Source organism: Alteromonas sp. AWJ4_199, from assembly GCF_056159165.1.
The window spans coordinates 1,440,455-1,453,819 of record NZ_JBSWUR010000001.1 but is presented as its reverse complement, the minus strand read 5'-3'; the positions used below and the strand labels follow the sequence as shown (position 1 = coordinate 1,453,819).

Sequence of the window (13,365 nt, the reverse complement as noted above, 5' to 3'; positions counted from 1 at the left end):
TGTTTACTTAAGGTGCTGGCATGCTGCGTCTGAGACAAACAGATCTTTAATAGAATTGGTATAACAATAAACCCTACACCTGTCTATTAAGGCAGTTATATACAAAAGGAGTGTTGCAATGGCATCACAAGCTCAGCAGGCAATGCTGGATAAACTGAAGACGCAAACCGGTTTTATTGCAGCGTTAGATCAAAGCGGCGGTAGTACCCCTAAAGCGTTGCGCTTATACGGCATCGAAGAGTCAGAGTATAGCTCAGACGAAGAGATGTTTAATCTTGTTCACGAAATGCGTACACGCATTATCACCAGCACCCCTTTTAGCGGCGAGCGCGTTCTTGGCGCAATCTTGTTTGAAAACACCCTTGATAGAGAAATTGAAGGCATGTCTTCTGCACACTACCTGTGGCAGAAAAAGCGTGTTATTCCTTTCTTAAAGGTAGATAAAGGTCTAGCTGAAGAAAGCAATGGCGTTCAAGTAATGAAGCCAATGCCTGGTCTTGATGCTCTGCTAGCTAAAGCGGTAGCGCAAGACGTGTTTGGCACTAAGATGCGTAGTGTTGTTAAGCTTGCGAATCACCAAGGTATTAAAGATGTTGTTGCTCAGCAATTTGAAGTGGGTAAGCAAATTTTAGCCGCGGGCCTTGTTCCAATCATTGAGCCAGAAGTGGATATTCACAGTCCGCAAAAAGCAGAAGCCGAAGCGCTACTAAAATTAGAAATTCTAACTCAGCTTAACCTTCTTAGCGAAGGTCAAGAAGTCATGCTGAAGCTAACGCTACCCACAGAAGCAAACTTCTATAAAGAGCTTGTTGACCATCCTCGTGTACTTAAAGTTGTTGCACTTTCCGGCGGCTACAGCCGTGATGACGCAAACGCAAAACTGGCGGAAAACCAAGGCATGATCGCGAGCTTCTCTCGTGCTTTAACCGAAGGTGTATCAGCACAGCAATCTCAAGAAGAGTTTGAAGCAACGCTAGATACTGCAATTGAAGGTATCTACCAAGCATCTAAGGCGTAGTAAAAAGCGTTGGTACAATATTCTTTGTAAACTCGTTAGAGCGCCACTGGCGCTCTTTTTGTTTTCGTCAGTTTTGTATTCTTTATTACCGCGTAAAGTCAAAACGGGTAAAGAAGCGTTCGGCTTTGTCTCTGTTATAGCTATAGCCCTTATCTGTCAGGGCATTTAAAGCATCTTGTACAGAATTGTAAAAGCAGTAAGGAACCTCAGCAGTGTTATAACACTGGGAAACCTGCTGCTTAGTTGTCAGCATAATGTCGGTATCTAATATCACCACAGCAAGAAATGACAGGCCACGGGCTTTCCTTATCCGTGTTTGCTTAACAAAAATATCAAAGGCAGAAGGAGGCATCAGGCTTTCACCATAAAGACAACTTAACTGCGCCCATGGTCTACCTTGCTCGAATGTGGAGATATCGGACGACATCTTAATCACACCATTTTTCAAGGTTTCATCATTCCATGGGCCGCGCGCTGTGAACATCAGCAACCGACCATTAGCTGTACTTTCAAATTCGCCGTGTGGATTATTCATGGTTAATACCTTTTTACCATGTATAAAAGATAGCATTCTGACGTTTATGTGCAACTAGCCATAAGGCTAACTAATACCAATCCTCATAGCTCACTGCCCACTCAGAAGGCGCTGGCAAGTGTCCAAGTAAAGCGCGGAAATGCAGGAATGTCGGTTTCCTTTCAAATTCCCAGAATGCGGCTAGGAAACTTGCCAGGGCTTCCCGAAGGACGAGTTTAAATTACTGTATTACGTTTATTAGTTTGCGCTTAATCGTCTTGATGAGGGCATTCAGCGTTTACTCTTTATCGAGAGAATTTATTCAGTAATACTGGAATTACAAAACCATCACGCAAAAGTGATTACGCCAGAAAACAAAACGAGAGGGCCTGATTTAAATTGTTCCGCAAAGGTTTACAGGCCCATATAACGAAAAATAAGGTGAGGTATGTTTAGAAATAGAAGTCGCAGGTACTCGTCGGTAGTGATGCGTCAGGCAGCGTTAGCTGCACTTTTTTACGGGGGCGCTTTTGCATTTTCAAATGCAGTGTTATCCAGTTCAGTCTTTGCCAATACTGAGGCTGAAACTACCGATACAGACAATCACTATTTTAAATCGGAAGATATTTTTAATTTGGAATACGTGAGTGAAGTTCAGGTGTCACCAAACGGTGAATATATTGCGTATGTGCGCCGTTCAAACGACATTATGTCAGACAGTAGTAGAGCGAACGTTTGGCTAGCATCTGTTGATGGTAAGTCACACCGCCCATTACTGTCATCTAAGAATAACTACTATTCTATTCGTTGGTCACCGGATGGGAGCCGCTTGGCTTATCTGTCTAACGAAGAGGGTAAACCGCAATTATATGTGCGATGGATGGATACAGGGCAAACGGCTCTCGTCACAAACGTGACGTCGAGCCCGAGCAATATTACTTGGTCGCCAGATGGTAAATACATTGCCTTTACCATGAGCGTAGATGCCAAAGAAAAGCCGCTAGATGTAAAAATGCCTAAAAAGCCAGACGGTGCAAAGTGGTCGCCTAAATTTCAGTACATCACCAAAGCGCGCTATCAAGCCGATGGGCGCGGGGTTCTTGAGCCAGCTTACACTCATATTTTTATCGTTCCTGCCGATGGTGGCACAGCACGACAGCTGACTTCAGGTAACTATCACCACAATGGGCGATTAAGCTTCTCCCCCGATGGTGACAAAATCTATTTCTCTGCCAATCGCACTGATAATTGGGAGTATGAGCCTCTTGAAGCCGATATATTTTCCGTTGATTTAATGGGAAATATTGAACAGTTGACTCAGGATAAAGGGCGTGAATCATCGCCTGTAGTATCGCCCGACGGAAAACATATTGCCTATTCGTATCGCGACGACGAAAAAGTGATGTATAAAAATAGCTATTTATACCTGATGAATAGCGACGGCTCTGAACAAAGAAACTTAACAAAAGATATTGATAATTCAGTGTCTAATTTTCACTGGAAAGACAATAAACGTATTTACTTTCAGCAATCGGTACGCGGCTTGGCACAAGTTGATGTCGTATCGTTGTCGGGCAAAGTGAAAACAGTGGCGAGCGGTTTAGGTGGCACTACACTCGGCCGCCCCTACGTGTTTGGTACCTATCATGCGGTAGGTGATGTAGTGGCATACACTAAAGGACGAACCGATCGTCCTGCAGATCTATTTGTGACGACGCGAAAAGAGCGACAGCTTACTGCGCTGAACGAAGACGTTTTAGGGCATAAACAGCTCGGTGAGGTGAAAGAAATTGTCTATCCATCTTCTATTGATGGTGAAGAAATTCAGGGTTGGTACATTCTGCCGCCAAATTATGACAGTTCGAAAACGTATCCACTTGTTTTGGAAATTCATGGTGGGCCAAACCTCGCCTATGGCCCTGTATTTACTGCTGAATTGCAGCGCATGGCAGCAGAGGGTTATGTGGTGTTTTATGATAATCACAGAGGCAGTACGGGTTATGGTGAGCGTTTTGCATTGCTGCTTCAAGGTAAATACAGTTCGGAATATGACTTTGCCGACCATATGTCGGGCATTGATGCGTTGATTGAAAAAGGAATAGCTGACCCAGAACGCCTGTTTATAGCGGGGGGCTCAGCGGGGGGGATTGCATCAGCCTATGCCATTGGCCTTACTGACCGATTCAAAGCAGCCGTTGTTGCAAAACCCGTTATCAACTGGTTATCGAAGGTGCTGACTGCCGATTCAGGCCTGTATCAAATCCCTTTCCAATTTCCGGGCAAGCCGTGGGATAACGTAGAGCATTACTGGAGGCGTTCACCGCTGTCACTAGTAGGAAATGTAACTACCCCCACCATGCTGATCACGGGAGTGGAGGACAAGCGCACGCCAATGTCTGAGACTGAACAGTTCTATCAAGCCTTAAAGCTTCAAAAGGTTGATAGCGTACTGGTGAAAGTACCCGGGTCTCCGCATGGAATTGCTTCTAAGCCTTCTAGAATGATTAGTAAAGTGGAAAACATTTTGGCGTGGTTTAAAAAATACGACAGCGCGCAGTCACAAAGTATGACAGTTGAAGCTCAATAACTAGTTCGTAAGAGTTATGCGTAAATGGGGCTATTGCGTCGATTCAATCGGTTCAAGGCCCCATTTTTTTAGTATTCGAGCATACTCGCCATTCGCTTTTAAAATTGAAAGTGCTTTTTTAAGCGAATTTACTTTGTCTTTTTCAGTCTTAAGGCCGGTGGCAATAAAAAGGTCGGCACCTAATGCTTCAACGACATATTCGCTCGTTACGTCACTAGGATTAAAACCAGCGTCACTGATTTCATACTTTCCAGTCTCAAAATTGGCTAAAGCAAAGTCGATGCGTTCCATGTACAGCAACTTCCACAGTAGTGTAGGCTCAGCGACCAAAGCAAGGTTTTTATTTTCTTTAAAACCTTGTTGCTGTAAATAAAATGCTGAACCATAGCCGCGTATTGAGCCAACTCGAAAGTGCTTTGCTTCCTCTAAGGAATTGACGTGCATAGTCTCTTTTCGCTTTAAGCGGATAAGCGAAGCCTGCATATGATTAACTGAAGAAAGCCACGTAAAATCACTTTCTCTATTTGATGTTTTTAATAGAGATAAAAGTACAAGGTTGGGATTGTCTCGGGTTTCTTGTAATGCACGCGCCCACGGCAAATGTTCTAACGAACTACTAAATGGCAGTAAAGGCTGAAGTGCGTTCGCGAGGTCTACGTTGACGCCCTGTGCTTTTCCATTCTCGTCAATCCAGTAATAGGGCGGCGTAACCTCGCTCAAAAAGTAGACATGGTTCGAAGAACCAAAGGTAGATGAACTTGCAATCAGCAACAAAATAATCCAGATACTACGAAACATAACTACTGTTGAGAACCTACAGAAATAACACCAATTGAGGGTTTTAGATAAGAAAAAGCTAATGCGCAGTATACCCGTTTTATAGGCAAATAATACTGATATTTGCCTATAAAATGCTCAGCTCGAGATATTGATAGCCGATATGTGTTTATTCCACAACAGGGTGTAACTGTTCGATATCAGGTACAACTGTGAGTTTTAAATCAAGGGCTTTCCAATAGTGGCTTTCACGCAGTAGGTCAGCAGAAATAATGGGTTTTTCATCTAACCAGCCTTCTGGAAAGGTAATAGTCAGTTCGTTCTTTTCTACATTTACAACGAGGTCAGGTACAAAACCCTCTTGGCGTTTAATATTGAGTAGCACACCCAAACGCAGTAAGGCGATTAAGTGCTTAACTGACTGCTGATCGAAAAGATTAAACGCAGGCAGTTCATTGATGCGAATCTTCTTTCTATGGAACCGTACGAGTGTAGCTAGCAGTAACTGCTGTTCCTGCGTAAACCCAGGCATATCCACATTGCCAAGAATATAAGCGCTATGTTTTTGTATACCTCGTGAGTTAATTTGCATGCCGACTTCATGAAGCAATGCGGCCCAGCCAAGCATGCTTTTAAAGTCGCGGCCTTTAAGTTTCCACGCTTTTTCAACATCACTGAAAAGTGAGAGGGTTGTGTTAAGCACCATAGTGGCTTGGGATGTATCTACATCGTAGCGCGTTGCCAAACTACTCGCCGTTCTGCCACGAATATCAGCGTGATGAAGCTCATCTTCCATCTGATAAAGCACGCCTTCGCGCAATGCGGCAGGCGAGTACACCAAGCCTTCAATTTCTAGTGCTTTGAATACGGCGATAAGAATAGCAAGGCCGCCCGCGATAACCACGCGGCGATCTTCACTTAAATCTGGGAAACTTAATTTGTCGATATGGCCGGCGCTGATGAACTGCTTCATCAAATTGCGTAAGCTTTTAAGCGTTACCGGGATATCGTGACCATTGGGTCTGTCTTGCTGGCAAAGAGTAAACAGTGAGCGAATGGTACCAGACGTACCTATACACTGAACCCATCCTAGCCTGCGATATTTATTGTCAATTAACTCAAGCTCTTGCTGTGCGGCGGTTATAGCGCGATTGAACGCTTTGGACTTTAGCTCACCGTCAGGGAAAAATCGTTTGGTATAGCTAACGCAGCCCATTTGAAGGCTTCGGCAAAGTAGGGGGGTAAAGCCTTTACCAATAACAAATTCGGTAGAACCACCGCCTATATCAATAACCAATTGTTGACCGTCTGCGTGGTTGGTATGAGCAACGCCTGAATAAATAAGTCGGGCTTCTTCTACACCTGAAATGACCTCGATAGGGTAGGGGAGGATGTCTTTTGCTGCGCTGATAAAATCGCGGGCGTTACGCGCTCTGCGCAACGTGTGGGTGGCGACAATTCTCACCGAGTCGGGCTCAAAACCTTTTAGGCTTTCCGCTACCACTTTAAGCATAGCTAGCCCGCGCTCCATCGCCTCTTCAGACAAAATGTCATCGTTGTTTAGACCTTCTGCCAAACGAACTTTTTGTTTCACTCTATGCAAAATCTGCACAGACCCAGCAACAATACGTGCTACTACTAAGTGAAAACTATTCGAGCCAATATCGAGTGCTGCGACTTTACTAACATCGCGGGTTTCCACATCATTAAAAACTGATTCGTGCTGGGTCATGTACTAATTATCTATCCTACAAAGAGTCTTCTAGCTTCTTCAAATAGTCATAAATTTCTATTTGCGAGCGAAGTTTTTTACGATTTCCCCTGCGAACGTACTTGTTGCTCTGATCCTTGTCAATCACTCGCGCCTTTAGGGTGTCTTTAAATTGTAGCTCCATTATATCAACAATGCGCTGTTGAAGACCTTTATCATACACTGGGCAACCTACTTCAATGCGGTTGTCCATGTTGCGGGTCATCCAATCTGCAGATGAGATGTACACTTTTCTATCGCCGCCGCCTTCAAAAATCATTACGCGAGGGTGTTCAAGGAACCTATCGACGATAGAGATAATTTCGATGTTTTCGCTTATTCCTTTTATCCCAGGGTTAAGCGAACACATACCGCGCACTATACCGCGGATCTTAACGCCTGCCTGGCTGGCTCGGTACAAATCATCAATCAGTTCTTTATCTACAAGGTTGTTAATTTTGAAGGTGATTTGAGCCTTTTGACCTTGGTTTAGGTGCTGAATCTCTTGGCGAATTAGCGACTGAATTTTGGTTCTCGCGTTTAACGGCGATATTTGAAGATGCTGAAATTTGTAGCGTCGGTAAGGGTATTGAATAAGGTCGAATACCGCTACCCCTTCATCGGCAAGTTCTTGATTGCGAGTGAATAAGCTGTAGTCGGTATAAATTTTCGCGGTTTTCTCGTTGAAGTTACCGGTACCGAAATGCGCATAATTCACCAAACTTCCCCGTTCTTCACGGGTTACAATACACAGCTTAGAGTGAATTTTTAGGGTTGGCACGCCAAGGACCACACGAATGCCCGCATCTGTCATGCGTTTAGACCATTCAATGTTGGCTTCTTCGTCAAAACGGGCGCGAAGCTCTACGACAACCGTAACTTTTTTTCCGTTGTCTACCGCGTCAATCAACGAGTTTACAATGCGAGAATTACTAGCAACACGATAAATATTGATGCGTATAGTTTTTACATTTGGGTCGAAAGCCGCCTGTCGAACGAATTCGGTGAAGTGCAGGAAGCGGTGATACGGGTAATATAGCAGTATATCTCGCGCAGTAATTGCATCAAATACCGTGTTGTATTGAGAGAACGCTTTGCTGTCGATAGCCGGCAGTGGAGTGTGCTCTAAATATTCTCGACCCACATTGGGGAAGCCAATGAAGTCTTTAAAGTTACGGTAGTGTCCCGCAGCGTGCATGGTATCAAGTTTGGTTATTTTAAGACGTTTGCGAAGGTCTGACTGCATATCTTCTGGCATGTCAGTGTCGTAGATAACGCGTACAGGCTCTGCAATAAGGCGCTGTTTCATACTTTCTGACATTTTCTCAACGAAACTTTCGTCAATTTCTTCGTTAATCGAATACTCTGCGTCACGGGTCATTTTAAATGAAAAGGCTTCAATTTCGTCAAACTTTACGAAACCGCGGAAGATATCTTCAATACACAACTGAATCATGTCATCGAGCATAACGATGCTTTTTTTCTTACGGCTTTTTTGCGGTGGGATAAGCATAAAGCGCGACATTTCAGAAGTAGGAACTTGAATAACGGCAAACTTCGGGTTGCGTTCTTTTCTGCGTAGCGCAACGTACAAATAAACGGAGTTACCATTTAAGCGGCTTAACAGATCTGTTTTCTTATCAATAAGAATAGGCGCAATATGACGCAGTGCCTTGTTGATAAAATAATTGCGTACCCACTGCTTTTGATAATCGTCTAAGTCATCTTTGCGTAGTATATGGATGTTGTATCGAGCAAGGGATTTGACAACATCCTTATGGATTTGATCGAACTTTTCAGAAAGATGCACTACTTTCTTTTGAATTTGTGCCATCAAGCTTATCAGTCGCGCGGCTTCTTCTTCGTTTCCATCGTTTTGTGCAATAGTGATAAGGCGCTTAACATCTGCAGCACGTACTCGATAGAATTCATCAAGATTATTAGAATAAATACCAAGAAAGCGAATGCGTTCTATAGCAGGGTTATTTTTATCTGCGGCTTCTTGAAGTACACGTTCGTTAAACGCAAGCCAGCTTAATTCCTTGGGATAATATAAAACGTCGTTATCCATAATCTCTCAATTCACGCTCATAAAAATGGTCAAAGACTGCCATCAGTCAGTGACACTACTGTGACAACACGTATTTTGGTATTAAAATCTATTCAATACGATGCGGTTATTCCTTTACCTTTCAGTGGTATGGGCCTTGTTCCGAAACACTGCCACGCTTGCAGGCGCGCACTTGAAATTAAGCCCATAACCTTACTATTATCGCTTCGCAGTAATATCCACCACTAGATCGTTAGCCAATGACTCCAGTGAGTCTTGCAGTGCGCCGTCGTCAAAATCTTCTGGCACCGCGATCTCTGCTTTTGCTTTGAAGATTAGACTTCCCCAGTTAGGTGCGCTTTCACAATGTGAAGCAAAGGTGACAATATTCAAGTTGAACTGGTTTAGAACAGAAGTAAGCTCTTGAACAATGCCGGTTTTGTCATTGCCCATCACATCAACCGTCAACTTGGTGGTGTTATTGCTGTCATTACTAGCAACCGCTACTGACTGCACTGACAAATCTTTAATGGCGTCTAATGCATCAATTAAGCTTTGTTTGTTGTTATCGGTAACGTGAACTTCAACAAAGCCGGTGAACATACCAGCCATATGCGCAAAACTCGACCCTTGCCAATTGCCTTCATGTTTGTACACACACTTAGCTAGTGCATCTACCAAACCAGGCTTGTCTTTACCCATGATGCTGATAACCAATGATTGCATGCGGTGCTCCTTATTGGGCGTGTAGAGAAAAACTTTGATCGTCTTCCTGTTGGGTAATACCATAGGCGCAGAGTGGGTTGCGCATAGGTAATGCTATAAACTTTCACTTGCTATTAGCATAACAAAACTTACACTGCTCACCAGTGCAATTTAGGGTTATTCTTCTTAAAAATGAAGAATTTCGAGAATAAGAATTACTAAACAGCCCATGACTTTCGACAGCAACAGCACAAACAAAAAACGCCAGCGAAGCGATAGGTGGTCACGTTATGTCGTGACCGGCTTTGGCGGCCTTGTTTTGTTAACTCTTGTTATTCTTATTACCCACCTTATTAGCCAAGCTCTCCCGTTGGCATATACTCCTAGCTTAAATCATCTGTTGAGCTTGAAAACGTCTGATAATGAAAAAATTATCAGCGCAGGCGACATCATTAACAGTCAGCCAATGTTGGTTAGAAAGTCTGACTGTCGATTGGGATTAAAGTTGCTTCAAGGCAATGCTTTAATAAGCAATCACGATTACATTCGTCCTTGCGAGCATAGTTTGTCGAGCTACAGCGTGATGGGAGAGAATTATATTGTTGATGTCTCTCCCAATGCACAAGTAAGGGTTTTACCGGTTAGGTCATTCAATGTGACAGATGGCGGCGAAAAAGTTACCGCTACAAGTACGCCACAAGCTGTATTGTCGAACACTATAACCTTTGCGCTTCCTAAAGAGGAATGGGAAAAACGCACCAGCTGGAGTATGGCACTGTCTTCAAAGTGGGCGGTAGTTTCTATCACACAGGGTAATAATGTATTTATTCGTTGGGTAAATCGGCGTAGTCCTACGCAAGTGGTGGATAAGCGGTTTCATAATATAGACAGGCTCGTATTGTTACCTGGCAGCCAGAGCCTGTTGCTCCAAGTGAATGATACCCTTTTCCTCAATAGGCTCACGGATGAAGGGGCGTCATTACTTCCCGTAGCAGAAGATATCGCCATGTCATTAAATGAGAAGATTGTGTTTCCTCTTGCTAAAGACCGCACATTCTTCTTAATGAACAGTGAAACACAGGCGCTTACTCGCTGGGTTTTGAGCAAGAGCGATAAAGGCCTCACCTTTAAACAAACCTACCAAGTAGCGCTACCAGGAGAGAAAGTTAGGGATGTGGCAGAACATGCCAGTATGAATTTAGTGGCAGTGCTGACCGATAAGGCAAGGGTGCTATTAGTTAACCGTGTGTCTGGCGATGTGGTGGCGTCACAACAGATAGAGCGCTCGGCTGAGAATATTATTTGGTACGGCAATAAGCTGTACGGCTATTCAGAAAGTACCCTATCAGTATGGGAAGGTAAGCATTTAAGCGGCATTACTACATGGGCCTCTTTATTTGAACCTCAGCACTACGAAGGATATGAAACAGAAGAAACCGTATGGCAAACCACCAGTGCGTCAGACTTTCAAGAAGCCAAATTTAGTTTAACTCCCCTATTGATTGGCAGTATAAAAGCATCACTTTTAGCGCTGCTTATTGCTATTCCGGTTGCTATTGGCGCGGCGATTTACACTGCGTTTTTCGCCAAAAGCCGATTGCGCAATTTCGTTAAACCGGCTATCGAGCTTTTAGAAGCGATACCGAGCGTGCTAATCGGCTTCATTGCCGCCATTTGGCTGTCGCCGAAAGCCGAGCAGTTTTTGTTTTCCTTTGCTTTTTTCCTTATCGTTATTCCTTTTGTGCTTATTCTTGTTGCCTTAGTTCAGCGCCCTGTTGCAGAGTATTTACCAAAGAAGTTACGACATGGTGCAGAGCTACTTTTTGCTATAAGCGGTGTGTTTGTTTTAGGTTTCATAAGCGTGGAATATGCGCCTTCACTCATTTTTTCGGTAATGGGGGTAGACGGGTTTACTTTGCTAGCGGCGGAGTCCGATAGCCCTATTGGAAAAACCACAATAGTGGTTGCGTTAGCCTTAGGCGTGGCCATATCACCTAGTATCTATTCCCTCGCTGAGGATGCGATTAACGGCGTTCCAAGTGATTTAAAACACGCCTCTTTTGCTTTAGGCGCCACACGACTACAGACCTTACTTCATGTTGTTCTTCACGTTGCACTACCGGGTATTGTTGCCGCGATTATGCTAGGTTTCGGCCGCGCGTTTGGTGAAACCATGATTGTTCTTATGGTGACGGGAAATACGCCGATCTCCAGCTGGGGGCTTATAGAAGGTTTGCGAGCACTTACTGCTAACTTGGCTATAGAACTTCCAGAGGCTGATGTATCATCAGCGCATTATCAAATTCTATTTTTCACCGCGTGTATTTTGTTCCTGTTTACCTTTTTGGTAAACACCATGGCAGAGCTATTGCGACAACGCATAAGACGTAGGGCATACTATGGATAATCAAACGGTGTTTGGATTAAGTGCAGTACAGCGGCAATCATTAGTTATTAGCTTAACGGCTTTCTTCACCAGCCTGCTGCTTATTGCGCTAGTTAGCGTTCTCATACTTATCAGCTTTCGTGGTACCGCATATTTTTGGCCAGAACCTATCTACACGGTCACAGGCAAGCACCAAGACGGCAGAAAGTTTTCTGTACTCGCTAACGTGTTCGATAACTCGGCAAATGAAGATGTCATCCTTAAGTATTCCGACACACTGCATCCTTATGGTTTTCAAGTTGAGGTCTCCCGAGAGGAGATAGATATCACGCAACTAGCGAGAGAAAGTGCAGAGATTAAGCTATTAGACGGCAGGCGTGTGTTAGCAATTCCTGAATATCTCGTTGTGCCTTCTTCACCACCTCAGCCTCTTAGCAAGATTGATGCGGTGCTAGAGGAAGTGGCTCAAATAAGTGCCCAAATCGAAGATTTAAATACGCGACATCTTGCTCCTATTCACGAAGCACTATCTCAGTTCGATAAACGCAACGTTGTCGCCGATGCGCCGGCCAGAGAGCGCTTAGTCACCTCGTTTAACGAATACCAAAAGCGAGTAGAAGCGCTGGAGGCAACACGGGCCGAGTATACTTTATTGGTAAGCTTTGCAGACGGGGCGTCGTTTGTGATCCCTATTTCCAGTATTCAAGATGTCGATTTCGTCAGTCGTTTGAGCACTTTTGAAAAATGGAAAGTGGTGTTTTCAGAGATTGGCGTATTCCTTACCAACTCCCCTAAACAAGCAAACACCTCTGGTGGCGTTTTCCCAGCTTTATTTGGCACCGTGCTTATGGTGTTTTTAATGACAATCATCGTAACGCCATTTGGTGTATTGGCCGCTATTTATTTAAGCGAATATGCACCTAACACAGCGTTTACAACCATTATTCGCGTTAGTGTAAGCAACATGGCGGGTGTACCTTCTATAGTTTACGGCGTATTTGGACTTGGTTTCTTTGTTTACACCCTAGGCGGCAGTATTGACGAGCTATTGTTTAGTGAAACACTGCCAGCGCCAACCATGGGAAGTCCAGGAGTATTCTGGGCTGCGTTGACCATGGCGATTTTAACGCTCCCCGTGGTTATTGTTGCCACTGAAGAGGGCTTGCGCCGAGTGCCAGAAGGGTTAAAAGCCGGCAGTTACGCATTGGGGGCAACCAAAATTGAGACTATAGTGCGCACCGTATTGCCCATAGCGTCACCTGGTATTATGACTGGTGTAATTCTCGCCATTGCGCGGGCAGCAGGTGAAGTTGCGCCACTCATGCTGGTTGGTGCGGTCAAGTTTGCGCCAACGTTGCCAATAGACGGAGAATTTCCTTATCTCCACCTCGATAGGCAGTTTATGCACTTGGGCGTGCTTATATACGACGGTGCGTTTCACAGCCAGACCGATGGAAAAAGTGCAAGTATGATGTTTGCTGCTTGTTTGCTTTTACTCGTTGTGGTGTTTGTACTAAATATTCTGGCAGTTTTACTAAGAACGCGTCTGCGCAAGCGCTACCTTAAAGGATAAGGCAG

Annotated in this window: 9 protein-coding genes; 4 read left to right on the top strand and 5 right to left on the bottom strand. The window is 44.3% G+C overall.

Annotation, left to right across the window (positions count from 1 at the left end; translation table 11 throughout):
• Nucleotides 1-118 precede the first annotated feature (118 nt).
• Nucleotides 119-1,018, top strand: coding sequence for a fructose bisphosphate aldolase (locus ACXAER_RS06330; protein ID WP_474827636.1), 900 nt, complete (start codon nucleotides 119-121; stop codon nucleotides 1,016-1,018).
• An 85-nt stretch (nucleotides 1,019-1,103) separates the two neighbouring features.
• Here ACXAER_RS06330 and ACXAER_RS06325 read toward each other — a convergent pair whose 3' ends face one another.
• Nucleotides 1,104-1,553 carry a hypothetical protein gene (locus tag ACXAER_RS06325; protein WP_474827634.1) on the bottom strand — a complete coding sequence of 150 codons (450 nt, stop codon included), beginning with the start codon at nucleotides 1,551-1,553 and terminating at the stop codon, nucleotides 1,104-1,106.
• A 427-nt stretch (nucleotides 1,554-1,980) separates the two neighbouring features.
• Here ACXAER_RS06325 and ACXAER_RS06320 point away from each other — a divergent pair, with 427 nt between their 5' ends.
• A complete protein-coding gene (locus ACXAER_RS06320; protein WP_474827632.1) occupies nucleotides 1,981-4,119 on the top strand; it encodes a prolyl oligopeptidase family serine peptidase in 2,139 nt (712 codons plus the stop codon).
• Between the two features lie 30 nt (nucleotides 4,120-4,149).
• On the opposite strand, the gene ACXAER_RS06315 is transcribed toward ACXAER_RS06320, so the two are convergent.
• The 4 genes from ACXAER_RS06315 to ACXAER_RS06300 all read right to left on the bottom strand — a co-directional run bounded on the left by ACXAER_RS06315 (nucleotide 4,150) and on the right by ACXAER_RS06300 (nucleotide 9,422).
• Nucleotides 4,150-4,917: a substrate-binding periplasmic protein gene (locus ACXAER_RS06315; protein ID WP_474827630.1), complete on the bottom strand. Its 768-nt coding sequence runs from the start codon at nucleotides 4,915-4,917 to the stop codon at nucleotides 4,150-4,152.
• Nucleotides 4,918-5,065: 148 nt separating this feature from the next.
• The gene (ppx, locus tag ACXAER_RS06310) at nucleotides 5,066-6,628 is read right to left on the bottom strand and encodes an exopolyphosphatase (protein ID WP_474827628.1); all 1,563 of its coding nucleotides are present in this window, start codon (nucleotides 6,626-6,628) and stop codon (nucleotides 5,066-5,068) included.
• Nucleotides 6,629-6,644: 16 nt separating this feature from the next.
• Nucleotides 6,645-8,717 (bottom strand): polyphosphate kinase 1, encoded by a 2,073-nt coding sequence (gene ppk1 / locus ACXAER_RS06305; RefSeq protein ID WP_474827626.1) that lies wholly within the window; start codon nucleotides 8,715-8,717, stop codon nucleotides 6,645-6,647.
• Between the two features lie 198 nt (nucleotides 8,718-8,915).
• Nucleotides 8,916-9,422 (bottom strand): glycine cleavage system transcriptional repressor, encoded by a 507-nt coding sequence (locus ACXAER_RS06300; RefSeq protein WP_474827624.1) that lies wholly within the window; start codon nucleotides 9,420-9,422, stop codon nucleotides 8,916-8,918.
• 208 nt (nucleotides 9,423-9,630) lie between these two features.
• Here ACXAER_RS06300 and ACXAER_RS06295 point away from each other — a divergent pair, with 208 nt between their 5' ends.
• Nucleotides 9,631-11,808 (top strand): ABC transporter permease subunit, encoded by a 2,178-nt coding sequence (locus tag ACXAER_RS06295; protein WP_474827622.1) that lies wholly within the window; start codon nucleotides 9,631-9,633, stop codon nucleotides 11,806-11,808.
• Nucleotides 11,801-13,360: a phosphate ABC transporter permease PstA gene (gene pstA, locus ACXAER_RS06290; protein WP_474827620.1), complete on the top strand. Its 1,560-nt coding sequence runs from the start codon at nucleotides 11,801-11,803 to the stop codon at nucleotides 13,358-13,360. The genes ACXAER_RS06295 and pstA overlap by 8 nt, the downstream gene beginning before the upstream one ends.
• Nucleotides 13,361-13,365 lie beyond the last annotated feature (5 nt).